The organism is Thalassospira sp. A3_1 (assembly GCF_017744215.1).
GTDB lineage: Bacteria > Pseudomonadota > Alphaproteobacteria > Rhodospirillales > Thalassospiraceae > Thalassospira > Thalassospira lucentensis_A.
In genome coordinates this window covers 263,658-287,353 of record NZ_JAGHQQ010000004.1, presented here as the reverse complement: position 1 = coordinate 287,353, position 23,696 = coordinate 263,658, and the positions used below count along the sequence as shown (strand labels likewise).

The following is a 23,696-nucleotide window of genomic DNA, read 5'->3' as shown; positions in this document are numbered from 1 at the left end:
AGGAAAATGAAAGCCTTCGCTCCCGGTTGCGGAGATTTGATCTTTCGACGCGAGCCAGCCTTGATGATGATCAAATAACCATAAGAACATTATGGTTTTGAGCCGTTCCACTCTTGACGGGAGTCAATACGCTTGGGGGAAAAGCCCGCAAAATGCGTTCAGAGAGAGTGAAACAGGGGAATGGTTATGTCCGTCTGCGATCCGGTTTTGATGATTGTCGCGCATGGAACGCTACGAACTGGTGCCGTGCCCGGCGGGATGTTTTCCGCGCATCTGCAACATCTGTTACCGCATTTCGACATCCGCCTTTCATTTTTGCGATCAACACCATCAGCGGGGAATGTGTTGAAGGTCATGACGCGGAATTCGGCGTCTGACGTGCTTGTCTTTCCCCTGTTCTTTACGCCGGGCGCCGGTTTGGTGGCTGAACTGTCCGCACTTGTTGCCGATGCCCGGTTGGAACAGAAGGCACTTCTGCCGTTTGCTGGGCACTTGCCCGGATATGACCGGATGCTGGCAGCTCGAATTGCTACCCGGTTAAAGGCGGGGGGAAATCAAAAGGATAAAACGGCAATTTTTCTGGTGTCACACGGGCAGAAGAGTGACATCTGCCCGTCGCCCGAAATGCAGCAGTTGCGAGCGATACTTTCGCACCATCTTGATCACGACGAAATCTACAATGTCCAGATTGATGGCCAACCGTCTCTCGCCAACTGGCGAAACATGACAAGGTGCAGAAATGCCCTTTTTGTTCCCCTTATGACGGGGGATGGGGCGCATTGCCGCATTGATATTCCGGCTTCTGTTAATTCCCGGTCTGATGAGAAAGTCGGCATGCTCGCACCGGTTGGCACGTGGTGGGAGTTGTCTTCGCTGTTGGCCGATCATGTGAATTGCGGTCGACATCATCGCAGAATCAGTTTTCAACCATTGCAGTCAGCTCGGACAGAGTTTGGAGCCGATCATGTCACGCCGTAACCTGAATGATGCGGATTTCAGTCTGATGTCGAAGGTAGCAGTTCTTTCTGCCTTCTCGCGCGATGAAATCGTATCGATGACAAATGGTGCGGCCGTTGTGATTTATAACGGCCGCGAATTGCTGTTTAGCGAAGGGGAGCCCGCCGAACAGTTCTTTATTGTCATCAAGGGGCAGGTGCGTCTGTTTCGAATTCTGGGCGATGGGCGGGTAACGCTTTTCCATCTTGTCTCAGCAGGTGAGTCCTTTGCCGAGGCGGTTGTTCTTTCCGGGCAACGTTATCCGGTTTCTGCCGAATGCGATCCCGGCAGCGAGATTATCGCCATCAGCAGGATGCAGCTTGTCAATCGCCTTAGGAATGACAAGGCGATGATTGGTCGGATGATGCAGTCATTGATCGAGAGGGAACGGTTTTTCTACAGGGAGCTCAATGATTTGCGTCAGCGTAGCCCATCGCAGCGCCTTGCGGGCTTTTTGCTGTCGCAGACTGATGATGCCGAAATCGTCCCCAAGCATGTCATCGCAAACCGGATCGGGGTAACGCCGGAAACATTCTCACGCGCATTGCGCAAACTTGAAGACGACGGATTTATTGCCCGGGATACAAGGATGAGCATCCTTGATGTCGAAGGGCTAAGGCAGTTCTCGCGTCGATAAGCGTTTTCCGATCAAAATTGATCTGGAACAAACGTGATCATCTGGGCTGATGTTAGAGTTGTTCCAGTAAATGCATTCTTCCCTTTATCTGTAATGGACGATGCCGTGATGAATGATATCGAACGCATTTCCGGTGTTCTTCGCTTTGCGAATTATTTCCGAACTTGGCCGCAGGAAGATATCCTTGAACTGGCATCCTTGTGCCAATGGGTCAGATTTGACACCGATACAATGATGATTTCGGCAGATGAACCGGCGTCAGCGCTTTATCTGATTGTGAATGGGCATGTCGAATTGTCTTTCAAGGATCAGGACGGTAAAGACGGGGTCATTGATCTTCTGGGGAATGGCCAGCTTGTCGGGGAATGCGCATTGGTGCCCGATGGCTGTTATGCGGTTTCGGTTCGTACCTTGGAGGCAACGACAGCGGTTCGTATTGATGGTGCGGGCTTTGCCGATTTTCTTGCGGCCCATTTCGACCGTGCACTGACCATGATGTCGGCCATGACAGAACGGTTGTGTCAGATGTTGCGACAGGCCGAAGAACTTAAATGCCGGTCTGCGGCACAACGTCTGGCGATCTATTTCCTGGCAGATGCGGTGCCAATTGACGGTGTGCATGAAACACCCCTGACCATTGAAAAGTCTGCCTTGGCCCGCAAGTTGGGAATGACCAGCGAAACGATCTCTCGTGCGCTTAAGAAACTTTCTGAAATTGGTGTTTCGCAACATGCCAATGGTCACATTATCCGGATTGCAGATGCGGAAATGCTGGCCGATTGGTGCGGGTTGTCTGGGAATGATGCCAAGGAAGGGGGCGAAGATGCGTTCAAGACCGCTGTCTGAAATCGATTACGATATCGTCCGACAGGTCCCGTTTCTGTCTGCTCTTGGCGGGGCGCGGCTTGATAATCTGATGGCAAAATGTCGTGTTGAATGCCATTCGCGCGGCGAACATCTGTTTCGTGCCGGTGATGTTGCCAGTAACTTCTATGTTCTGCTTTCCGGACACTTGCGCCTTGTAAAGGTTTCCCCGCAGGGCGAAGAAACCGTCATGCATTTCCTGACCCAATCAGGGGCATTCGCCGAAGCCGTTTCGTTGGCCGGTCGGGCATATCCGGTGGAATGCGAGGTCATGGAAGATTGCGAGATCATCGCCATTCCGCGCGATACCTATCTTTCCGTTTTACGCAGTGCGCCCGATGTCATGGCCGAAGTCCTTGCCGGACTTCTGCGGTGGGAACGATTCTTCCTTGAAGAAATTTTCAAAATTCGCCACACCAAACCGATCCAGAGAATTGCTTCATTTCTGATCGATTTCGAAGAACGCAGTGGTGAGAATCTGGGTGGCGAGGACGAGACGAACTTTCCTGAAAAACGTCAGATCGCAAGCCGGATCGGCATTACGCCAGAAACATTCTCGCGTTCGCTTCGAAAGCTAGAGGCAACAGGCGCAATTGCCGCCGGACCGAAACTGCGCATCCTTGACCGGGCGGTTCTGTACGAGCTTTCGCGATAGAATATGACGGTAGGCCTGATCTCTCGTGACGTAAAAATGTCTGCGAATGGGTTTGCCGCGTCGTAAACAAAAAGGCTGCGGTCCATATGAAGCCACAGCCTTTTTGATGCCGGTTCCGTCGGACTCAATTGGCGAAAGACAATTGAACCTTAACCGATTGACTTCGATCCCGTGCCAGATCAAAGGCTTCCGATGCTGCTTCAAGCGGGAAGGTCGGGTGATGATCGGGTTTACATCAATATCGCCAAAGTCAATCAGGCGCACAGCATCGGCAAATTCCGCATGGAACCGGAAGGTGCTGGTGATCCTGATTTCCTTGGCGACCAGCGGATTGAATAGGACCGGGATTTCGCCGGCAACGCCGGCCCAAAGAACTTCATGTTCAGGCAATGCTGCTGCAGGTTCTGCGGGCAATAACGGCACGTGCCACACGGGTGGCTTGGGTTGATTGCAACCTTTTGCCCGACGCCCAGACTGGTTGCATCCGGGCCAAGTGCAACGATGGTACCCCGCGGCTTCATGTCCAAGGATGATGGGTTCGCGCACGCGGATTTGACCAATCCCGCCTTCGAAATAGTAATGCATGTCCGAACCGCACACACCACCGGCACCAACACGGATAAGGACTTCATCACCAACAGGGGCGGTGGTTGCTTCGGTGTCGAACCGAAGATCGTCTTGGCCATAAAACGTATCAATAATATTGAAAGTGATTATCATTACTGATACGGTCCGCTCGTCACCGTTGTGGGGGCTGTCTGTCGGGGCTCGTAAAACGGGCCGTTTGGCAGGGTTTCATAGGCAATGATAGAACCTGCGCATGAGTTTCTGGAGGAACACACTTGCAAAGCTGTTCGAAGACCATCGGCGTCAGCTTGTCGCGATGGTGGTTCGGCGGATACGTGATCGTGAAGTTGCGGCCGAACTTGTGCAGGATGTCTATGCGCGCCTGATGCAGTCCGGTGATTGCGGGGAACCGGAAGCCAATACAAAGATGCTTTATGCATCCGTACGCAATGCGGTCATCGATCATCACCGCAGCAGCTTTGGCCGTGCGCAGGCAATGAACGGGGTTCTCCCGGCTCAGCTCTGGCTGTGCGAAACGTCATCTCCTTACGATCATGCCGAAGCCCGTCAGGCGCTTTCCGCGCTTGACCGTGCCTTGCTGGAACTTTCGCCAAAGGCGCGCGAGATGTTCATCCTCCATCGTGTCGATGGCATATCCAACGCGAAATTGGCGAAAAAGTATGGCATTTCCGTCAGTGCGGTGGAAAAACAGCTGGCCCGGACCATGCGCCATTGCCAGGAACGGCTGGCAGACTATCGCGACGACGTCTGATAAATCCCATACGCGCTATGAGGATATTTTATCGTCATCCGTTATTGTTTATAGAAAGGGAATTTGGCGGATCACATCATTTACTGATATGAACGCCAGATCATGACGGGCGAACCGGGAACCTATGCAAGGCGCTTTTGAACCGACTGAACAGCAAAAGGACGAAGCTGCACTCTGGCACGCAAGACGGGCAGGTGGTTCGCTGTCGGCTGAGCAGGAATACGAGTTTGAACAATGGCTGAATGCGGACCGTAATAACCGACTGGCATTCGATCAGATGCGCGTGCTTTGGGCACGGATCGAAGAACCGGCAAAACGCCTTTCCGAAACCCAAAGGAAGCCAGCACTTTCCGGTTTTCTGTCATGGTTCCGCCCGCGGCGTGGCTTTGCTGCACTCGCCGGAATGGCGTTTGTTGCTGGCGCGATCTTTTTCCTGCATCCCGATTTTATTGATAATATTCAGGCCGATATCGTTAGTGGTCAGTCAAATGTCACGGCAGTTGAATTGCCCGATGGTTCGGTTGTGCGGCTTGCCGCAAACAGTGCCCTATCGACCAACTTTGGTGGTGGTCGCCGGGAGATACAATTATTGCGCGGGCAGGCATTTTTTGAAGTTGTTCATCGCAACGGCGATCCGTTCAGAGTCCATACCGGTGACGTGACAGTGCAGGTCGTTGGCACCCGGTTCAATGTGGATCGTCTTTCACAACAGACTGTTGTGATTGTCGAGGACGGGGCTGTTCGTGTGTCAAGCGCGCAGGATGAAAACGGTGTTCTGCTGGGACCGGGGCAGCAGGTTGTTGTCAATGACGGAACACTTTTACCATCCGAAATCGGTGATGTCGGACTTGCGCTATCCTGGATGAAGGGGCGTCTTAGTGTGCACAACATGCCCGTCTTAGAGCTGACCGCCCGGTTGGAAAACTTTGACGAAGGTCGCATCGTTGTGATTGGCGATGTAGGAACGCGCAGTATTTCCGGTAGTTTTCCGACGACCGATATCCCCGGATCGCTTGAAACTGTTGCCGATGCAATTGGCGCAAAGGTCGTTAGAACCTCGCCATGGTTGACAGTTATTTATTGAGATTGCGAAAAATTCGCAAAAAATCATCCTCCGATGTGAGGACTCTTATTTCCCGTTCGTTTGTCTTTTTAGATGCAGGGGGGACCTGCCTGAAAGAAAAGACGTTTATGGAGCGGGAAGTTGGAATTCAAACAAGCAAGAACAAGAACATACTCTCTGATTTCGGCATTGCTGGTTTCAACGGCAATGGTGGTTCCAGCGACAACGGGGGCGCTGGCGGCAAATGTGCAGACCGAAATTGCACAGGCGACCTATTCATTTGATATCTCGGTTTCTTCCCTTGCTGAAGGGATCGCTGAAATCGGCGCCGCTTCGGGATGGCGGATTGCCTATACGATTGATCTGCCGTCTATCGAAGGCGCGCGCGCAATCCGCGGCGATATGACAGTTCCCGCTGCAATTGATTCATTGCTGCGCGGTACCGGACTTTCCTATCGTGAAACCGGCGAAAATTCATTGATCCTGATTAACCCTGCGGCAGAAGCCGGGCAAAGCGGTGCCGCGGTTGTTGATCCGATCCGCGTTGAAGCCAACAGCACGCAATCCGATCTACCGCCCGCCTATGCTGGTGGCCAGGTTGCGACCGGTGGGCGTCTTGGCATGCTAGGTAACACGGACATCATGGACGCGCCGGTCAGCATCACGAGTTATACCAGCGAAAAGATTGCCGATCAGCAGGCCGAAACCATTGCGGATGTTCTGCAATATGACCCATCCGTTCGTGCACCGAATGCTGAAACATCCAATTTGGATACCTACCAAATTCGTGGTTTTGGTATGAACCTTGGCAACGCAGGTGAAGTGTCCTTTAACGGTGCTTATGGCGTTGCACCAACCTTTCGTGTTGATTCGAATGTTGCCGAACGTATTGAGGTTATCAAGGGCCCCAACGCTTTGTTGAACGGTATGTCGCCAACCGGTGCCGTTGGCGGTGCGATTAATATCGTGCCGAAGCGTGCCGGGGATGTGGACCTGAATCGTGTGACGGCCGACTATGGTCGAGGAGAACAAGCAGGCGGCAATGTTGACTTCAGCCGTCGGTTCGGGGCCGACGAGGAATTCGGTGTCCGCTTTAACGGTGGATATCATAACGGCGATACTTTTTTGGACCATCAAACTCGCGAACGGTCACTGGGAGCCTTGGCCCTTGATTACAAAGGGGATAAATTCCGTGCTTCGATTGATCTGATTGATCAGCGCGAAAAACTCAATGCGCCAGCACGAGAATTTTTCATTCCTGCAACGAGCACTTTTGCGGTGCCAGATGCACCTGATGGTTCAACAAATCCGGTTCAGGAATGGGAATGGTCAGATGCCATTGATCAATCCGGCTTGGTTCAGGCGGAATATGATGCGTTTGACAATCTTACTGTTTTCGGCGGTTTCGGTGGTGGGCGTACAGAACTGGATCGTTTGTTTGGAACGCCAACACTTCAGAATTCTGCGGGTGACTATGCCGAAACTGGTCTCTCCTATCGCCGCTTCCTGACGGATCGCTGGTCGGTTAATGGCGGTGTTCGCGGGGAATTCGAAACTCTCGAAGTGAAGCATAAGGCAACCTTTGAAGCTACCCGGTATGAAAATACCTTACGGCAGGGTGTTAATAGCACAGGTGTCGGAACAGCTCCCAGCGGGAACATATATGCAATTAGTTCGGCTGCGCCGGTTATTTTTAGAGCTCCGGCCAGTAGGGGAAAGACATCAGAATCTCAGTTAACCGGCTATGCGTTGGCTGACACGATGGCATTCTGGGATGAACAGGTTTTGTTCACCATAGGCGCTCGCCATCAGAGCATTTCTGCCGATAACTACACCAATGGTGTGATTAGCAGCAGTTATGATGATAGTGCTATCTCACCTATGGTCGGCTTGGTGGTAAAGCCCGTTGAGACAGTTTCCCTTTATGCAAACTATGTTGAAGGTCTCAATCAAGGGGAAATCGCGGGTAACGATACGGCAAACGAGGGGCAGGCAATGTCCCCTTATGTTACCGAGCAGATTGAGAGTGGCGTGAAGCTTGATTTTGGAACCATCGGTGGATCCATCTCCGTATTTCAAATTACCAAACCGGACGGTGATGTTGATCCTGATACAAATGTCTTCCGTGCGGATAATGAACAGAGAAACAGAGGTCTTGAATTCAATGTCTTTGGGCGGGTGACTGAGAATGTTCGATTGTTGGGTGGCGTCATGTTCCTTGATTCCGAAATTACCAAGGCTGTTGATCCGGCAATCAAGGGCAAGCGGCCTGTGGGTACACCGGACATGCAGGTTAATCTTGTCGGCGAATGGGACACACCATTTGTAGACGGACTGACATTAAGTGGAACAATTACGCATACCTCCGAACAGTTCGTTGACACAAATAACCGCCAAGGCATTCCAGACTGGACAACCCTTGATCTTGGGGCGCGCTACAAGACCGAACTGTATGGAACGCCTATGACTGTGCGTGCCAGCATCCAAAACATAACGGATGAGAAATACTGGTCTGGTGTCAACGACTATCGATTGCTTTCGCTTGGAGCACCGAGAACGGCATTTGTTTCTGTTACTGCAGATTTCTAAGTGGATGTCCATTCGCTGGCAGATACATCTTCTGTTTATCATCCAGCTGGTCTCTATGGGCGCGATGGAGATGAGCGGGCCGTTCTGGCCCGTTCATTTGCGTTCATTAAGCCAATCAGACGACCTGTTCACATTTGCCAGTATTGCGGTCTATGTCGGGCCGATGCTGGGCATCATGCTGACCAGCACGTTCTGGGGGCGGCTTGGGGATCGGTTCGGTCACAAGGCGATGATGATGCGCGCCCTTTTCGGGCTTGCGATTACCCAGCTTGCGCTGGCCTATGCCAATGACGTGTGGCTGATCCTGATGTTGCGGTTCCTGCAAGGGGCGTGTGCGGGCTATATTGCGCCGGCACAGGCTTATGGCGTCAGCATCGAAAGTCCGGCACGGCGGGCAAAGCTTTTTGCCTATCTTCAGGTTTCAACCAATGTCGGGTCGCTTGGCGGCGCATTGGTCGGTGGTGTGATCCTTGATCATGCGGCTTTCTTCTGGATCAACTTTTCAGCAGCCATTCTGTGCGCCGTTTGTCTGGGTTCGGTCTGGGCATTGCTGCCGGTTGTGGTGCCAAAAGATGCAGGGCGTGGTGCCGTTGTCAATGTCGCACCCACGGAAAAGATTAGCATTTTGCGATCACCACAGATCGTATCTCTTCTGACCATTCTGGGTGTTTTGTTGCTGGGCCGGATGGTGACACAATCGCCGTTTTCGATTTATGTGCTGAACATCTTTGATGTCGGCAACTGGATTGTCGGTCTTTGCTATGGCTTGCTGGCACTTGGTTTTGTCGTTTCAGCATCCCTTTGGGCACGCCATTTCGAAGGGCGTGCCGCGCGCGATGTTCTGGGCGGCATGTGTCTGGTGATTGCCGGATGTGTTGTGGTGACCTTGCTGGCCGGCGCCACCCGGTCGATCTTTGTTTTTACCGCGATGTATTTCATCTGGGGGGTGTTGCTTGGCGCGACGACGCCGGTATTGACCGCCCTTGTGTCACGCGCGGCGGGTGATTACCGTCAGGGGCATGTGCTCGGCCTTGCACAAAGTACGGCGCAATTTGCATCCATCGCGGGCATCGCCCTTGGCGGCTGGTTCAGTCAGGCCGCCGGTCTTTCAAATATCTATTTTCTTGTCGGTCTTGTCTACGCCATCGGGTTTGTCCTGACCGTTTTTGCACGTGCGCGTGCATTCACGAGTGCCCGACCATCAGAAATTCCCGGAGAATAATAATGATCGTAAAAACGATATCGCGCCTGATTGCCGCCGCAGGTTTAAGCCTGCTGTTCATCCAGGTGGCACAGGCCGAAATGATCACCGTCACCGACATTGCTGGACGAGAGGTCAGGGTCAATGTGCCGATCCAAAGGGCTGTCTTGGGTGAAGGGCGGCAGCTTTATATCATCGCCGCACTGGATCGTGAAAATCCGGCAAAGCGGATTGTCGGCTGGCGCAAGGATTTGATCGAGGCCGACCCGGCCACCTATCAGGCCTATCTGGCGAAGTTCCCGGTCTTTGGCGATATACCGGCATTTTCTGGGCTGGAACAAAGCCTGATTGATATCGAAACCACGATTGCGCAAAAGCCTGATGTTGTGTTCCTGAACCTTGAAACACAACAGGCCGTGGACGAGGTGAACTATGTTGAAAAGCTTGGTGCGCTTGGCATTCCGGTGATCTATATCGATTTCCGGCATGATCCGGAACACAATACCGAGCCATCAATCAGGCTGTTTGGCAAACTGTTCGATCAGGAAGTTCGCGCAGAAGAGTTCATCAAATTCCGCGCCGCCGAAATTGCCCGCGTGACCGATAAACTGGCGGAAGCCAACCCGTCGCGACCAAAGGTATTCATCGACCGGGCTGCCGGTTTTTACGAGGATTGCTGCCATTCATTCGGGGATGGCAATTTCGGAGCGATGGTCGAAATGGCGGGGGGCGACAATATCGCCAAGGACCTGATCCCGGGAACATTCGGGCAAATCAATGCTGAACAGGTTCTGGTTTCAAACCCTGATCATGTGATTATCACCAGTGCCGCGTGGGATGCCTATGTGCCGGGCGGAAAATGGGTGCCGGTCGGGCCGGGAGCGGATGCGCAATTGGTCGAGAAAAAGCTGGAATATTATCCGACACGTTCAGCCTATCTTGGAATTGCGGCGCAAAAAACGCATGCGTTCCACGCTGTCTGGCATCAGTTCTATAACAGTCCCTATCAGTTCGTCGCGATCCAGCAGATGGCAAAATGGTTCCATCCGGACCTGTTTTCCGAGCTTGATCCCGACGAAACATTCAGGACGCTGCATGATCACTTTCTGCCGATCAATTATCAGCCGGGGTATTTTGGCAGTCTCGCCAATAATATGTGATCATCGATTGCTGAGTTATTTGCTCGATCGCACTTACAGTTTAAATGAAGGTTTTGTAGAACTCATATCGCATTTTATGCTGGTTGCGGGGACATGTGGGGCAGACAATAAAAAACCCGCTGTTGGCGCAGCGGGTTCCTGGAAAGGCTTAAACTTGACCCCTCTAGAAATCTGAGGACGAGTTTAGGCGACGGGATCGCTTTCACTGACAACGATTTGGCGCTGTGTGCCGAGACCCTCGACCGACAGTTCGACGATATCACCCGTGCTCAGAAAGCGAGGTGGCGTCAGGCCTAGGCCCACCCCTTCCGGCGTTCCGGTTGCAATGATATCGCCCGGCATAAGGCGCATGAAACCGGACATATAGGATATGATTTCGGCCACAGGGAAAATCATGTCGGAGGTCGAGCTGTTTTGCACGGTCTCGCCGTTAACAGAAAGCTTCAAGGTCAGGTTTTGAGGGTCGCCTGCCTCGTCGGGTGTTACCAGCCACGGGCCGATCGGTCCGAAATTCGGTGCTGATTTTCCTTTGATCCATTGTCCGCCGCGCTCGATCTGATAGGCGCGTTCGCTGACATCGTTGATCGTGCAAAAGCCTGCGACATAATCAAGCGCGTCGTCCTTGCTGACATAGCTGCACGGGCGGCCGATAATGATGCCAAGTTCAACCTCCCAATCTGTTTTGACAGAGCCGCGCGGCAAGATAATGGGATCGTTCGGCCCGCAGATGCACGATGTGGATTTTGAAAACAGCACCGGTTCTTTGGGTTCGGGGTTGTTGGTTTCGCGGGCATGACGGGCATAGTTCAAACCGACCGCATAAAAGTTACGTGCCGCCCCAACACACGGGCCGATCCGTGTACCGGGATTGACAATCGGCAAATCAGACAGGTCGCGAGCAGCCAGGGCAGCCAGTTGTTCGCAATTCACGGTTTCGGGCGTGAAATCGACAATCAAACGACTAAGGTCGCGGATGTTTCCTTCCTGATCAAGGTATCCTGGCTTTTCGTCACCAATCGGTCCGTGGCGGAGAAACTTCATAATCCAGTCCTTTCAAAAATGTTCTTTCAAATGCGCTATCAGGCTGAGCGCAAGATCATGTCAGCGGCTTTTTCCGCAATCATCACCACCGGTGTCGCGGTGTTTCCCGATACAATCCGCGGCATGATGGATGCATCGACCACCCGCAAGCCTTCCACGCCGCGTACCCGCAATTGCGGGTCAACCACCGCACCGTCATCAACGCCCATGCGGCACGTTCCAACGGGATGGAAAATGGTTGTACCGATGTCACCGGCGGCACGGGCCAGACTGGCATCATCTGTTTTGTCCGTGCCGGGCACGTCTTCGGACGGGGCATATTTTTTCAAAGCAGGCATGGTCATCAAGTGCCGTGCCTGGCGCAGTGCGCGCACAGCGACATCAATGTCACTGTCTGTGCTTAGATAGCGTGGTGAAATGTCGGGATGGGCGGACAGGTCCGCGTTCGATATGTGGGTGGAGCCCCGACTGTCCGGGCGCAGGTTGCAGACCGATACCGTCACAGCCGGATAGGGATGCAATGGTTCTCCCAGCTTGTCGGTTGACAGAGGTTGAATGTGATATTCAAGGTCCGGCGTTGCCATTTCGGGACTGCTTTTGGTGAAAATCCCGAACTGGCTGGGGGCCATGGACAAGGGGCCGGAGCGGTTCCACAAATAGCGTGCCGCCATGCCGATCTTTCCTGACCAGGAATTGGCGATCTGATTAAGCGTGCGGGCATTTTCAACGCGGAAAACCATCCTTAGCTGAAGATGATCCTGAAGGTTTTCGCCGACATCTTGCATATCGCGATACACATCGATACCCGCATCTTTAAGACGTTCGCCCTGACCAATACCCGATGCTTCAAGCAGTAAGGGCGAATGGATCGCACCGGCGGCGAGAAGGATCTCTGCCTTGGCCGAGGCATGAAGCATCATGCCGTCACGAAGGATGTTCACCGCCTTTGCACGGCCGTCCTCAAACGTGATTTTTTGAACATGGGCATGGGTTAAAAGCCGTAGATTGGGGCGATTGAGAGCCGGTTTAAGAAAAGCCCGCGCGGCACTACAGCGACGGCCGCCATTCTGGTTGACCTCGAAATAGCCGGCCCCTTCGTTGTTTCCAGCGTTAAAGTCATCGGTTGGTGGTATTCCCATTTCTTCGGCGGCGCGCTGAAAATCATCGAGCAAATCCCATTTAAGACGCTGGCGGGCGACTTTCCATTCACCGCCCTGCCCGTGGATTTGGCCATCACCACCGGGGCGGTCCTGGGAACGGATGAAGTAGGGAAGCACATCATCCCAACCCCAGCCGGTATTGCCCATCTGTGCCCAACCGTCATAGTCCGCAGCCTGACCGCGCATGTAAATCATGCCGTTGATCGAGCTGCATCCCCCCAGAACCTTGCCGCGCGGATAGGCCAGTTGGCGCCCGTTCAAGCCTGCTTCGCTTGTGGTTTTCATCATCCAGTCGGTGCGCGGATTGCCCATGCAGTATAGATAACCAACCGGAATATGGATCCAGGGATAGGTATCTTTGCCGCCCGCCTCGATAAGAAGAACTCGGTTGGCGGGATTGTCGCTGAGCCGGTTCGCAAGCACACATCCGGCCGTCCCGGCGCCAATGATGATGTAGTCGTACTCGCCGTCTAAATTGCGTGTCATGTCGGTACCTGGAAATATTGTGCTAGTAAATTGCGATTGCCGGGAAGAGGACCAGCAGACCAACGGCCAGCACCTGCAGGCAAATGAATGGCACAAGTGATCTGAATATCTCGCCAAGGGTGATGTCGGGCGGGGTCACGCTTTTGAGGTAAAACGCGGCGGGCCCGAAAGGCGGCGTCAGGAAAGAGACCTGCATATTCATGGCAAACAGCACACCAAACCAGACCGGGTCATAACCAAGATGAAGAATGATCGGCACGAAAATGGGCATGGTCAAAAGTGCGATGCCAACCCAGTCCAGAAACATGCCGAGGATAAACAGGATCAGCATCATGAACAGGATAATCACCATCGGCTCCTCTGAAATGCCGGTAATCATCTGTGATATGAAGCGGATACCACCCATCAGGTTATAAACACCGACCAGTGCGCTTGCGCCGATGCCAATCCACATGATCATGCCGACTGTTGCCAATGTATGCAGGGCCGCATCAAGCAACATGCCAAAGGAGAATTCCCGGCGCAAAATCGTAGACAGGATCACACCCGCGACGCCGATGGCAGAAGCCTCTGTGACCGAAGCGATGCCGCCATAAATTGATCCCAGTACGGAAAACACGACCAAAAACGGCATAACAAGACCACGGAGCAGCGGCAAGTTATTGCGGAGCGCGACGCGTTCGACAGGGGGCGGCGGGGCGGCGTTCGGATCAAGATAGGAGCGCAGCAGAATGTAGGCGATATAGAGCCCGGCCAGCATGAAGCCTGGCAGGAAAGCCGCGGTAAAAAGATCCCCGACCGAAACATTCGCGGTCAAACCGTAAATGATCAAGACGATGGAGGGCGGCACCATTGTGCCCAGTGAACCGCCAGCGCACACAACACCGATGGCCAGGCGCCGGTTATAGCCAAGGCGCAGCATCTGTGGCAGGGCGACAAGACCAAGCAACACGATTTCACCGCCGATAATACCGCTCATTGCGGCAAGGATGACGGCGACGAAAATCGTCTGAACGGCAACCCCGCCGCGCAGGCGGCCACCGATAAGCTTCATTGCATCAAACAGGTCGCGGGCAATGCCAGACCGGTCAAGTATGGCTGCCATCAGTACGAACATTGGTACAGAGACAAACACAAAAGATGACACGAAACTGTATACGCGGCTTGTGATCAAGGGCACCGAGCTTGGCCCAAACCAGCCCACCGCAAAGACCAGGGCAACAAGCAGGGTCACCATGGCAAGCGGGGCGCCGGTCAAGAGCAGCGCAACCAGCAGGGCGAACATCAGCAATGTTCCCCAGCCGATCCCCAGCGCCTTGAGGTTCAGTCCAAGATCAATAAGGTCAAACATCGTCGTGCCCTTGTGGCGCTTTGCTGCCACGTGCGTAATTGAAAGTGAGGATGAGAAACTGGACGCTCATGACAACGAGCACGCAGAGCAGGAATATTTTCAGAACTGCGGGCGTGGGTGAGTTCCAGGCACTGCCGGTGGTTTCCAGAAAGAAACTGCCATCGGGGCGAAACATCGCCTTTTTCACCATCAGCCACGCGGCCCACGCGAAAAACAGACTGACACCAAGGCAGGCAATTGAAATGACCACATCAAGCGCACGGCGTGCAGACGACCTGACCACATCATAGATCAGGACGACGCGGATGTGCGTGTTGCGTGCAACACAGTAAAGTCCGCCAAAGATAAAGGTCACGGCACTTAGGAATATGGTTGTTTCATGTGCCCACACGGTCGGACGGTTGAACACGTAGCGCAGGAAAACCTCCATCACGAGGATTGCCATGGCTGCGATGATACAAATCGCAAAGGGACGTGCGGCAAGGGTGATGGCGCGCCCAAGCCAACCGGCTTGTGGCAAATATTCCAATTGGGGTGTCACGGATTGCGGTGTATCGGACGTGGCAGGGGTATGATCGGGGGGCACTGACATGGCTGACCAATCGTTTCGAGCGGAGTGATGATCGGGGAGTCCGGGCGCATTGACTGCGCCCGGAGGCATCCTGTCAGTTCAAGAGACCTTGGGATTTCAGATATTCGGTCAGCAAGGCGTAGACCTTTTGCGCATTTTCAGAGCTTGCAGCGACTTTTGACCATTGGTCCATGGCAATGGTGCGGAACTTTGCACGTTCTTCTGCCGACCAGTTGTGCACGGTGATCGAAGGATCTGCTTTGGCTTCTGCCACCGCCTTGAGATCATTGATCGACAGTCTGGCAACGGCATCCTGGGCAAAGTCGCGTACAGAAACGGTCATGATTTCCTGCAGGTCTTCGGGCATCGAGTTCCATTTTTCAAGGTTCATGGCGACCTCGACCAGTGGCATGGAATGGAAGCCCGGATAGACAGGGTGAACCGCGACCTTGTGCAGGCCCTGCTGGTGGTTGGTTGAGAACACCGTGGAATCGGCGGCATCAATAACGCCCTTGTCGAGGGATGTGTAAACCTCGGAATAAGGCAGGTTCACCGGTACTGCGCCCGCTGCAGCAAAGACTTCCTGAATGAGGCCTTCCGGCGCACGGACTTTCAGACCTTTAAGATCGGCAACACCGTCAAGCGGACGGTCAGAAACAAAGCCTTCAAGGCCGGTTGTTGTCGCGCCGACAAAACGCAAGCCATAGGGCCCTTCAAGTTCGTTCATCAACTCGTAACCGCCACCATAGTTGATAAAGCGGAACATTTCGTCGGGCGACGCCCATGCGCCGATCGGGTTGGCGATCAGACCGAATGCCGGATCCTTGCCGGAAAAATAGCTTACATCGGTAATGTGACCATCCAGAATACCGGAACCGACAGCTTCCTGAGTTTCGTTATATTCCACGACCGAGCCCACGGGCAGCAGTTCGATGGCAATGCGCCCGCCCGACATTTTATGAACGCGTTCAGTCCATTCTTTTTGAATGGCGAAGTTGGGGTTTCCTGCCGGATCAACCGACTGGAATGTGAGATCAAATTCCTGTGCTGTGGCGGTCGTGCCACTAAGTATAAAGACAGCAAGTGCGACTTTCAGATGAGTGCGTTTCATTGTGTTTTCCTCCCTGTTTGCGGCATGTTTTGGTGATCCCATGCCTTTGGACCGTATCGTACGCGAGACTGTGCCGTGCGCCAAAGTCAGGCAGCGCCACTAAACCGTTTCTGAGCCGGTGCATTAACGAGATTACGCAGGGAACCGTCGCGTAAATATTGCATCGCGGTTTCCACCGAAAGGCGGCGGGCATCGGCCACACTTTCCGGGCTCGACCATGCGGCATGGGGAGTCAGGAATAGGCGTTCACCAACAATCGGATCCTTGCCATTGGCATAAGCCAAGGCAATGGCATCTTCAGGTGCGGGCGGCTCTGCGGGCAGGACATCAATACCAGCACCGGCAATCGTGCCGTTTCGCAAGGCATCAAGCAAAGCATCAATATCGATGATCGCGCCGCGTGCGGTGTTGATCAGCAGTGCATGGGGCTGCATCATCGCCAGCCTTTCTGCATTGATCATCTTGTGACTTTCGGTCGTGAGCGGGCAATGCAAGCTGACCACATCACTTTGTGAAAGCAGGTCTTCAAGCCGGTCACAGCGGTCAACCCCGACAGCAATTTCCGTGCCCCGGGACACTAGGGGATCGTAAGCCAGAACACGCATGCCAAATGCCTTTGCCCGCAATGCGGCGGCAATGCCAATGCGGCCAAGCCCGACAACCCCGAATGTTTTACCGCGAAGGCGGGCCAGCAGCGGGGCACGGGCATGGTCAAAGCCAGCGCGGGGGGAGTCCATCAGGTTCCTGTGATAGGAGTTGATGCCGCGACGCATGGTAAGCATCAAGGCGATGGCATGGTCGGCGACCTCGCTTGTACCATAATCCGGGGTGTTGCAGACCGGAATGCCCGCTTCGGCGGCGGCATTCAGATCGATGTGGTCAAACCCCACACCGGCACGCACGATGATCTGGCAGCGATCAAGCTTTGCAATCACGTCACGCGTGACCGGCATTTCATGCCACACCACCATCGCATCACACTTGCCCAGCACATCGGCCGGAATGTTTTCAGGCGAACGTTCCCGGTAAATATCCCAGTCGACCTGGTCGCCAGACGTGCGACGCTCGATCTGCGCATCGTCCGGATATTGAGCATCGGGTGTGAGTAGGCGGAAGCGAGACATATGGACCTCTTTGGGGTTCGTCGGCATCGGATATCATGAATTGTCATTCTAGAATTCTAGAATTTTAATCCCTTGTCAATATTGTTTTTTTGGTGTTTGATAGGCGAACAAAATCATGGGATTGATGGCAAATGGTGCCATCACGGAACTGATCTGAATTTCGAAGGAGACTGCTGTGTCGCTCACTCAAGAGGCTTGTGAACGACTTCGCGATGCAATCGTGTCGGGCAAATTTGAATTTGGCGAACGATTGTCCGAGGAGCAGATTGCCCGCGCGCTTGGCATGAGCAAAGCGCCGGTACGGGCAGCATTCACGGACCTACGCGATATGGGACTGGTCAGCATCGTACCCCAGGCCGGTACTTATGTGTTCACACCGACACCGCAGGAAGTAAACGAAATGAGCCACTTCCGTGCTATGCTGGAGCGTGAGGCGCTTGGCAGTGCGCTGGCGCGTGATCCCGATAGCCTTGTGCAGGGGCTTTCGGCGGCAATCGTGCAAATGAAGCACGCCATTGATGTTGATGAATTCGCTCTTTATAGCCGTGCCGATAGTGCCTATCACCGTGTGATCCTGCATCATGCGGGCAACCGCTATCTGGAAAAAGCGTATGATCTGACCGCCACCGCGCTGGAAGCTCTGCGCGCCCATTTGCAATCGGGCGAAGGAGATTTCTGGCAACGCTCGTTTGCCGAACATACGCAGATGCGTGATTTGATGGCGAACCGCCAGTTTGATGAGGCGCAGGCTTTGCTGGAAGAGCATATTCTGGTGATCAATCGATCGATTTCACTGCCGTCTGCGAACATTAACCAGCGTACCAAAAGCCGCCGTCGCACTGATGAAGAGTATGCAATATTGCTTTCGTAATCACTTTTGTCGTGTTCTTAGATTATGTGGATACAAGTCTTGCGACAGAACATATCCGACGGGCTTTAATACTTAGCAGTTTTTAAGAAATTTTATCTGATAACGTTAAAGAAAATCCCCGGCCTGAGCCGGGGATTGTGGGGTTGTTAGTTCGGGTGCTGCATTCGAAGGCTATGCCATTCCCGGGAACGAATAGCATGTCGTCTTCTTGACCATATAAAGCCGTTTTATGAATGTCAGGCACATATCTCGTTACTTGTTCACCAGATCAGAGAAGAAGCCTGTCGGAGTAAGAATCTTGTTGACCTGGCTGACGAGATAACCGGCGTCGGCCGATTTTTTCAGGTATTCCTGCCATTCCGGATCGGCTTTCAGCTTGGCACGTTTCGCTGCGCGGTCCGCGGCACTTTCATACTGCCAGATATGGACATAGGAATTGACATCACCCGTTTCAGTTGCCGCATAAACGACCGGATCACCCAGATGTTTTTTCTGAATCTGCCAGCCTTCTGCTTCATAAAGCTTCAGGTGCTTGGCAATGGTGCCCGGGCGGCAGGTGTAGGTGCGGTGATCGTAAATCATGTTCAATTTCCTTGATTTTATGTGGGGTTACATATCGTCGATGACTTCAACCTCGGCGGCATGCCGGGGGGAATGTCTGAAAAGATCTGCAATGGCATAGGCCAGCATGATGGCTGCACTGATCGGGATGCAGGCATAGAGCAGTGCGACGGGGAACCCGATGATTGGCGTTAATGCCGAGCTTTTCTGCGCAAGGGTGCTTCCTTCCACCATCAGAAAGGCAAGGAAGACAATGTTGATTAGGGATACGAGTATCGTGTGGATGCGTCGTTTCGCCTTTGGCAGCGAGTAATAAAGCCAGTCGATCCGAAAATGCTGGTTTTCCCGCCAAAGTTCGGCAGCACCGAAAAAGATCATCCAGGCAAAGCACAGTTCGATGATCTCATCATACCAGCCCAGCGAAAACCAGCCGGTCATGCGCGAGATGACGTTGCCACCCAGGATAAGCATCAAGATAGCCAAACAAGCGATGGCAATCGTCCGCAAGATGAGGCCGAGGGAACGGTCAATAAGCGTCAGTGATTTCATCATCTGCCGCCTCCCATGACCAGTTCGGGAAGCCAGGTTGATACTTGCGGGATGCAAATCACCAGAACCAGAACGGCAACGATGCCAAGCAGATAGGGCCAAAGTTCACGAACAAGCGGCGAGATCGGGACCTGTGTTACGCTTGATATCGCAAACAGCACCATGCCGACGGGTGGTGTCAGCAAGCCGATCATCGAGCACATGATCATGATGACGCCAAATTGAACCGGATCAACGCCAAGCGTGGTCATGATCGGCATGAAAATCGGAACGGTGATGACAATCACCGCAATTCCTTCAAGGAACATGCCAAGCACCAGCAAGATCACCACGATCAGCGACATGATGACAGCCGGATTATCGGACAGGGACAAAAGGCCCGTAATCACGCTGTTAGGGACCCGCTGATGGATCAAGAGCCAGCCAAAGAAACCGGCGGCGGCGATTACAAACAACACGCGGATGGTATGAAGCAGTGTATTCCACAGAATGCTTGGCAAATCGGCAATGCGGATTTCGCGATAAACGAAAAGGCCAAGGAATGCGGCATAAAAGCTTGCTGTAACACCGGCTTCGGTTGGGGTGAAAATCCCGGTTAGAATGCCGGCGATAATAATGACAGGGGTACCAAGTGGAAGGAATGCCGCCTTGAACGATGCCCAAAGTTCACGGTAGCTTGCGCGCATTTCACGCGGGAATTTGCGAATAACCGCAACCACATAAACGGCTGCCATCAACGCAACGGCCATCAAAAGCCCAGGCACGACACCCGCCAGGAAGAGTTTGACGACGGAAACACCGGTCAGGCTGGCAAAAATCACAAACGGAATACTGGGTGGAAAGACCGGCCCGATGGTCGAAGATGCAGCGGTGATCGCGGCGGAAAACCGTTCGTCATATCCGCGATCGCGCATTGCCTTGAATTCAACCTGGCCAAGGCCTGCGGCATCGGCAACAGCGGCACCCGACATGCCGGAGAAAATCAGACTGGCGACGACATTGACCTGTCCAAGACCGCCGCGAATATGCCCGACCAGGGCCGATGCAAACCGGAAAATGCGTTCTGTCACGCCACCTGTATTCATCAGGTTGCCAGCCAGAATGAAAAACGGGATAGCAAGAAGGGTAAAAGATGTGGTCGCCGAATACATGCGTTGCGGCAACATCGTCAGAATTGCGGTTTCACCAAGCGCCACATAGGTGCCGATCGCGGTGACAGCCAGTGCGACGGCAATTGGCACGCCAAAAACGATCAACCCTACAAGTGCAAGAAGCACAATGAGTGCGAGCATGATCTTAGACTTTCAGAAAAGACAGGGTGCGAGAGGAGGGGGTACGGAACACCCCCTCCGAAGAAAGCTTATCGGGAAAACGCCGATGAGATTTCTGGTTTAGTTTTCGAGAAAACCAAGGAATGTTTTCATGTTTTCCTCGCCGGAATATTCGCTCACACGCTCATATGCCGGACCCATCTTTGCCTTGAACTTGGCAAGATCTGGCTCTGTGACCTGAACGCCGCTTTCCTTGATCGCGGCAAGTTCTTTTTCTTCCTGCTCCTGGACAAGTTTGCGCATCAGGTTACCCGCAGCGACGCTTTCTTCACGAACAATCGTCTGTTCCTCGCCCGAAAGCGCATCCCATTTTGCCTTGTTCATGACATGCACCATGGAATTGTAAACGTGGCGTGTAAGCGCCAGATGGTCCTGCAATTCATAAAGCTTGTTGTGATAAATCACGCCAATCGGGTTTTCCTGTCCGTCGACAACACCGGCTGTAAGGGCGCCGGGCAATTCAGGGAAGGCAATTTGTGTGGTCTGTGCCCCTGCGGCTTCAAGGGCCGCGACGATTTGCAGTTCTGGCGGAGTGCGCAACTTCAGGCCCGCAAGGTCATCTGGTGAATTGATCGGCCTGACCGAGTTGGTCACATTGCGGAAGCCGTATTCCCAGTTCGACAGCATGACCAGCCCCTGCTTTTCAAGCTTGGGGGCCGCCCATTCCATAAACGGTCCGTCAAGAACCCGATGTGCTTCGTCATAGCTGCTAAAGGCAAACGGCGTCATAACCGTACCGAATGCCTTTTCATATTTATCAAGCGCTCCCTGCGTCGGGAGGTTCATGTCAATGATGCCCAGAACGGTCTGTTCAAGCTGCTCTGGCGGCGCGCCCAGTTCGTTTGCAGGATACAGTTCAACGACGACTTCGCCGTTGGTGCGCTTTTCAACGTTTTCCTTGAACTGCTTGGCGGCAATATGCCCCGGGTGCGTTTCGGCCGCGAAATGGGACATGCGTAAAACGGTTTCAGCCTGTGCGGACTGGATTGACGAGATTGCTGAAACGGAAAGCAGCGTTGCCAGAACCGACAAGGCAGCCTTGGTCATTCTTTGTTTTTTCAAGATGTTTCCTCCGGTGAATATAAATGCGCTTCGCACGCTTATTCTTGTTGGGGGATGGCATTTTAAATGATCCCCAAAGAGGCTTCAGGAAGGCTTCAGGAATCTTTGGGGAAGGCGGCTTCAACGCCTGAAAGCTTTTCGTATGCCTTGATCACGGCCGTGCAGCCTTCCTGACCAAAGCCCATGATGGAAGCCAGCGAATAGGTCTGATGGACAGAACTTGCCATAAAGCCCGGCAGCCCAGCTTTTTCGAGCCAGCGCACGTAATAGCCGACATCTTTCTCGGCCCATTCAAGGGCCATATACGGGGTGAAATCGCGTTCCAGAGTCTTGCGACCATACAGGTCCATCATGCCGCTTTTGCCGCCAGCGGCCGAAATGATGTCGATGACCTTGGTCATATCCAGTCCCTCTTTCGCCGCTAGGGCAAAGCCCTCGCAGAACGAGGCCACATTGGCAAAGGCGATGAAGTTGTGGATCAGCTTCAAACGAATGGCATGGCCGCTTGGCCCGACATGGAAAATATTTTCGGCATAGGTATCAAACAGTGGACGAAGATCTTCCAGTAGTTCCGTGTCCCCGCCATAAAGGACATTCACACATCCCTGTTCGGCATGGATTGGTGTGCGGGTCATCGGCGCTTCGCAATAGCGCACGCCGATTTTTGTGCAGGCGGCACTCATCAGATCAACGTGATCCGGGCTGGTCGTTGTGTGATCCAGCAGGATTTGCCCCGGTTTCATGTCCTGAAGGCAGCCGGTATCACCATTGATGGTCAGCTTTTGAACATCTTCTGCCTTGCCGATGCAAAAGGCCAGAACGTCACAATCACGCGCCATGTCTCGTACGGATTTGGCAACAATCGCACCCCGGCTTTCGGCGAGCTTGATCTTCTCCCGGTCCAGATCAAGCACATGCACTTTCACGCCCTTAAGCAGCATGTTCTTGACCAGACCACTGCCCATTCCACCCAGGCCGACAAAGCCGACGGTTTTTTCAAAAGTCACGTTTTCCTCCGTTTTCCGATGTTTGCCGCTGCATTTTCGGTGCATGGCCATTCTTCATTGAAATCGGGCATAACATGTCTTCTTGTTGTCTGACAACCTGTTTTTATGTTGACAAAATAAATCTTGTCCATGCATAAGGTCCGCATCATAAGGATCAGTCACGGCTGATCGATCCTCACCAGAAAAGGGCATTTTCGGTGGACTCTTTTACGCGACTAAGTAGACGTCCAAGCTTGACCGATGACATCTCGCAGAAGCTTTCCCGCATGATTCTTGACGGTAAGCTTGTCGCTGGCGAACAATTGCCGACCGAGCAAAGCCTTGCGGAAAGTTTCGGTGTTGCGCGTACCGTGGTCCGCGAAGCCATTTCACGTCTCAAGCATGATGGTCTGGTTGACTCACGACAAGGCGTTGGCGCTTTCGTCGCAGAGCCAAGTGCACGCAGCGCATTTCGCATCAGCCCGGCCTGCTTTGAAAAACGCCAAAAGCTGCTTGAAATCCTTCAGTTGCGTACCGGTATTACGTCAGAGGCGGCAGGCCTTGCCGCCGTTCATCGGACGGATGCAGACCTGCAGTTCATGGATACGGCATATGACAGCATGGAACGCTCGCTGTCGGGGGGGGATGCCGCAGCAGAAAAGCATGTACTGGCAGAGCGCAGCTTTTATCAGCGGATCGCAGAGGCATCTGGCAACCAGTATATTCTGGAATTCCTCTCGATGCTCGACACCCGGATCGATATGGAATTGCGGTCTGTTGCGATGAAGAACGCGCGTGTCACGGAATGGAGTGCGGAAGTTCTAGCCGAACACAAGGCTGTGCTTGAGGCCATTCGCGCGCAGGATGAAACCGCAGCCTCGCAGGCTGTGCGGTATCACTATTCGTTTGCAGCACAACGTCTGGCGGATCGCGCAGACCTGGCAGACACATAAAATCAGGGGCACCAGGCCCCTGTAAAAATTTACAT

The 23,696-nt window shown here is 53.4% G+C and carries 23 protein-coding genes and 1 pseudogene; 12 read left to right on the top strand and 12 right to left on the bottom strand.

The features are described from left to right. Positions 1–210: 210 nt before the first annotated feature. The 5 genes from J7395_RS17960 to J7395_RS20935 all read left to right on the top strand — a co-directional run bounded on the left by J7395_RS17960 (position 211) and on the right by J7395_RS20935 (position 3,491). Positions 211–978, top strand: coding sequence for a hypothetical protein (locus J7395_RS17960; protein WP_209222899.1), 768 nt, complete (start codon positions 211–213; stop codon positions 976–978). After that, positions 965–1,633, top strand: coding sequence for a Crp/Fnr family transcriptional regulator (locus tag J7395_RS17955; RefSeq protein ID WP_209222897.1), 669 nt, complete (start codon positions 965–967; stop codon positions 1,631–1,633). The genes J7395_RS17960 and J7395_RS17955 overlap by 14 nt, the downstream gene beginning before the upstream one ends. Positions 1,634–1,741: 108 nt before the next feature. Further along, positions 1,742–2,479, top strand: coding sequence for a Crp/Fnr family transcriptional regulator (locus J7395_RS17950; RefSeq protein WP_181850583.1), 738 nt, complete (start codon positions 1,742–1,744; stop codon positions 2,477–2,479). Further along, positions 2,457–3,152, top strand: a complete 696-nt coding sequence (locus J7395_RS17945; protein WP_209222894.1) for a Crp/Fnr family transcriptional regulator — start codon at positions 2,457–2,459, stop codon at positions 3,150–3,152. The genes J7395_RS17950 and J7395_RS17945 overlap by 23 nt, the downstream gene beginning before the upstream one ends. A 192-nt stretch (positions 3,153–3,344) precedes the next feature. Next, positions 3,345–3,491: a hypothetical protein gene (locus J7395_RS20935; protein ID WP_247742273.1), complete on the top strand. Its 147-nt coding sequence runs from the start codon at positions 3,345–3,347 to the stop codon at positions 3,489–3,491. Positions 3,492–3,574: 83 nt separating this feature from the next. Here J7395_RS20935 and J7395_RS21030 read toward each other — a convergent pair. Next, positions 3,575–3,673, bottom strand: a pseudogene (locus tag J7395_RS21030) (alcohol dehydrogenase catalytic domain-containing protein); the annotation flags it as partial. 299 nt (positions 3,674–3,972) lie between these two features. On the opposite strand from J7395_RS21030, the gene J7395_RS17935 reads away from it, so the two are divergent. From J7395_RS17935 to J7395_RS17915, 5 genes are all read left to right on the top strand, one after another. Next, on the top strand, positions 3,973–4,491 hold the full coding sequence (locus J7395_RS17935) for an RNA polymerase sigma factor (protein ID WP_209222892.1): 519 nt from the start codon (positions 3,973–3,975) through the stop codon (positions 4,489–4,491). A 124-nt stretch (positions 4,492–4,615) separates the two neighbouring features. Further along, the gene (locus tag J7395_RS17930; protein WP_209222890.1) at positions 4,616–5,575 is read left to right on the top strand and encodes a FecR domain-containing protein; all 960 of its coding nucleotides are present in this window, start codon (positions 4,616–4,618) and stop codon (positions 5,573–5,575) included. 120 nt (positions 5,576–5,695) lie between these two features. After that, a complete protein-coding gene (locus tag J7395_RS17925) occupies positions 5,696–8,143 on the top strand; it encodes a TonB-dependent receptor (RefSeq protein ID WP_209222888.1) in 2,448 nt (815 codons plus the stop codon). Positions 8,144–8,147: 4 nt separating this feature from the next. After that, a complete protein-coding gene (locus J7395_RS17920) occupies positions 8,148–9,365 on the top strand; it encodes an MFS transporter (RefSeq protein ID WP_209222885.1) in 1,218 nt (405 codons plus the stop codon). Positions 9,366–9,367: 2 nt separating this feature from the next. Further along, the gene (locus J7395_RS17915) at positions 9,368–10,504 is read left to right on the top strand and encodes an ABC transporter substrate-binding protein (protein ID WP_209222883.1); all 1,137 of its coding nucleotides are present in this window, start codon (positions 9,368–9,370) and stop codon (positions 10,502–10,504) included. A 183-nt stretch (positions 10,505–10,687) separates the two neighbouring features. Here the strand turns inward: J7395_RS17915 and J7395_RS17910 are convergent, their stop codons facing one another. From J7395_RS17910 to J7395_RS17885, 6 genes are all read right to left on the bottom strand, one after another. Next, a complete protein-coding gene (locus tag J7395_RS17910; RefSeq protein ID WP_209222881.1) occupies positions 10,688–11,545 on the bottom strand; it encodes a fumarylacetoacetate hydrolase family protein in 858 nt (285 codons plus the stop codon). A gap of 38 nt (positions 11,546–11,583) precedes the next feature. After that, positions 11,584–13,191, bottom strand: coding sequence for a GMC family oxidoreductase N-terminal domain-containing protein (locus J7395_RS17905; protein ID WP_209222879.1), 1,608 nt, complete (start codon positions 13,189–13,191; stop codon positions 11,584–11,586). 22 nt (positions 13,192–13,213) lie between these two features. Next, a complete protein-coding gene (locus J7395_RS17900; RefSeq protein WP_209222877.1) occupies positions 13,214–14,542 on the bottom strand; it encodes a TRAP transporter large permease subunit in 1,329 nt (442 codons plus the stop codon). Then, positions 14,535–15,134, bottom strand: a complete 600-nt coding sequence (locus J7395_RS17895) for a TRAP transporter small permease (protein ID WP_209222875.1) — start codon at positions 15,132–15,134, stop codon at positions 14,535–14,537. Before J7395_RS17895 ends, J7395_RS17900 begins: the two co-directional genes overlap by 8 nt. 73 nt (positions 15,135–15,207) lie before the next feature. Then, positions 15,208–16,224, bottom strand: a complete 1,017-nt coding sequence (locus tag J7395_RS17890) for a TRAP transporter substrate-binding protein (protein WP_209222873.1) — start codon at positions 16,222–16,224, stop codon at positions 15,208–15,210. 86 nt (positions 16,225–16,310) lie between these two features. Beyond that, the gene (locus J7395_RS17885; protein WP_209222871.1) at positions 16,311–17,348 is read right to left on the bottom strand and encodes a C-terminal binding protein; all 1,038 of its coding nucleotides are present in this window, start codon (positions 17,346–17,348) and stop codon (positions 16,311–16,313) included. Between the two features lie 175 nt (positions 17,349–17,523). Here J7395_RS17885 and J7395_RS17880 point away from each other — a divergent pair, with 175 nt between their 5' ends. Continuing rightward, positions 17,524–18,219 (top strand): GntR family transcriptional regulator, encoded by a 696-nt coding sequence (locus J7395_RS17880; RefSeq protein ID WP_062951909.1) that lies wholly within the window; start codon positions 17,524–17,526, stop codon positions 18,217–18,219. A 252-nt stretch (positions 18,220–18,471) separates the two neighbouring features. Here J7395_RS17880 and J7395_RS17875 read toward each other — a convergent pair whose 3' ends face one another. The 5 genes from J7395_RS17875 to J7395_RS17855 all read right to left on the bottom strand — a co-directional run bounded on the left by J7395_RS17875 (position 18,472) and on the right by J7395_RS17855 (position 22,774). After that, positions 18,472–18,801: an NIPSNAP family protein gene (locus J7395_RS17875; RefSeq protein ID WP_209222869.1), complete on the bottom strand. Its 330-nt coding sequence runs from the start codon at positions 18,799–18,801 to the stop codon at positions 18,472–18,474. Between the two features lie 27 nt (positions 18,802–18,828). Beyond that, positions 18,829–19,251, bottom strand: a complete 423-nt coding sequence (locus tag J7395_RS17870) for a TRAP transporter small permease (RefSeq protein ID WP_209222867.1) — start codon at positions 19,249–19,251, stop codon at positions 18,829–18,831. A gap of 77 nt (positions 19,252–19,328) precedes the next feature. Further along, positions 19,329–20,621, bottom strand: coding sequence for a TRAP transporter large permease (locus tag J7395_RS17865; protein ID WP_062947850.1), 1,293 nt, complete (start codon positions 20,619–20,621; stop codon positions 19,329–19,331). A gap of 99 nt (positions 20,622–20,720) precedes the next feature. After that, positions 20,721–21,722 carry a TRAP transporter substrate-binding protein gene (locus J7395_RS17860; protein ID WP_209222865.1) on the bottom strand — a complete coding sequence of 334 codons (1,002 nt, stop codon included), beginning with the start codon at positions 21,720–21,722 and terminating at the stop codon, positions 20,721–20,723. A 95-nt stretch (positions 21,723–21,817) separates the two neighbouring features. Next, positions 21,818–22,774, bottom strand: a complete 957-nt coding sequence (locus J7395_RS17855; protein ID WP_280634668.1) for an NAD(P)-dependent oxidoreductase — start codon at positions 22,772–22,774, stop codon at positions 21,818–21,820. A 188-nt stretch (positions 22,775–22,962) separates the two neighbouring features. On the opposite strand from J7395_RS17855, the gene J7395_RS17850 reads away from it, so the two are divergent. Beyond that, complete coding sequence (locus J7395_RS17850; protein WP_209222861.1) at positions 22,963–23,661, top strand: FadR/GntR family transcriptional regulator; 699 nt, start codon at positions 22,963–22,965, stop codon at positions 23,659–23,661. Positions 23,662–23,696 lie beyond the last annotated feature (35 nt).

What these genes read in the sequence shown, in the direction of transcription:
- J7395_RS17905 (WP_209222879.1), bottom strand. Translation starts at nt 13,191, where the DNA reads ATGACACGCAATTTAGACGGCGAGTACGACTACATCATCATTGGCGCC.
- J7395_RS17950 (WP_181850583.1), top strand. Translation starts at nt 1,742, where the DNA reads ATGAATGATATCGAACGCATTTCCGGTGTTCTTCGCTTTGCGAATTAT.
- J7395_RS17935 (WP_209222892.1), top strand. Translation starts at nt 3,973, where the DNA reads ATGAGTTTCTGGAGGAACACACTTGCAAAGCTGTTCGAAGACCATCGG.
- J7395_RS17895 (WP_209222875.1), bottom strand. Translation starts at nt 15,134, where the DNA reads ATGTCAGTGCCCCCCGATCATACCCCTGCCACGTCCGATACACCGCAA.
- J7395_RS17930 (WP_209222890.1), top strand. Translation starts at nt 4,616, where the DNA reads ATGCAAGGCGCTTTTGAACCGACTGAACAGCAAAAGGACGAAGCTGCA.
- J7395_RS17855 (WP_280634668.1), bottom strand. Translation starts at nt 22,774, where the DNA reads ATGCACCGAAAATGCAGCGGCAAACATCGGAAAACGGAGGAAAACGTG.
- J7395_RS17960 (WP_209222899.1), top strand. Translation starts at nt 211, where the DNA reads ATGATTGTCGCGCATGGAACGCTACGAACTGGTGCCGTGCCCGGCGGG.
- J7395_RS17885 (WP_209222871.1), bottom strand. Translation starts at nt 17,348, where the DNA reads ATGTCTCGCTTCCGCCTACTCACACCCGATGCTCAATATCCGGACGAT.
- J7395_RS17875 (WP_209222869.1), bottom strand. Translation starts at nt 18,801, where the DNA reads ATGATTTACGATCACCGCACCTACACCTGCCGCCCGGGCACCATTGCC.
- J7395_RS17945 (WP_209222894.1), top strand. Translation starts at nt 2,457, where the DNA reads ATGCGTTCAAGACCGCTGTCTGAAATCGATTACGATATCGTCCGACAG.
- J7395_RS17890 (WP_209222873.1), bottom strand. Translation starts at nt 16,224, where the DNA reads ATGAAACGCACTCATCTGAAAGTCGCACTTGCTGTCTTTATACTTAGT.
- J7395_RS17900 (WP_209222877.1), bottom strand. Translation starts at nt 14,542, where the DNA reads ATGTTTGACCTTATTGATCTTGGACTGAACCTCAAGGCGCTGGGGATC.
- J7395_RS17915 (WP_209222883.1), top strand. Translation starts at nt 9,368, where the DNA reads ATGATCGTAAAAACGATATCGCGCCTGATTGCCGCCGCAGGTTTAAGC.
- J7395_RS17920 (WP_209222885.1), top strand. Translation starts at nt 8,148, where the DNA reads ATGTCCATTCGCTGGCAGATACATCTTCTGTTTATCATCCAGCTGGTC.
- J7395_RS20935 (WP_247742273.1), top strand. Translation starts at nt 3,345, where the DNA reads ATGCTGCTTCAAGCGGGAAGGTCGGGTGATGATCGGGTTTACATCAAT.
- J7395_RS17910 (WP_209222881.1), bottom strand. Translation starts at nt 11,545, where the DNA reads ATGAAGTTTCTCCGCCACGGACCGATTGGTGACGAAAAGCCAGGATAC.
- J7395_RS17865 (WP_062947850.1), bottom strand. Translation starts at nt 20,621, where the DNA reads ATGCTCGCACTCATTGTGCTTCTTGCACTTGTAGGGTTGATCGTTTTT.
- J7395_RS17870 (WP_209222867.1), bottom strand. Translation starts at nt 19,251, where the DNA reads ATGCTTATCCTGGGTGGCAACGTCATCTCGCGCATGACCGGCTGGTTT.
- J7395_RS17955 (WP_209222897.1), top strand. Translation starts at nt 965, where the DNA reads ATGTCACGCCGTAACCTGAATGATGCGGATTTCAGTCTGATGTCGAAG.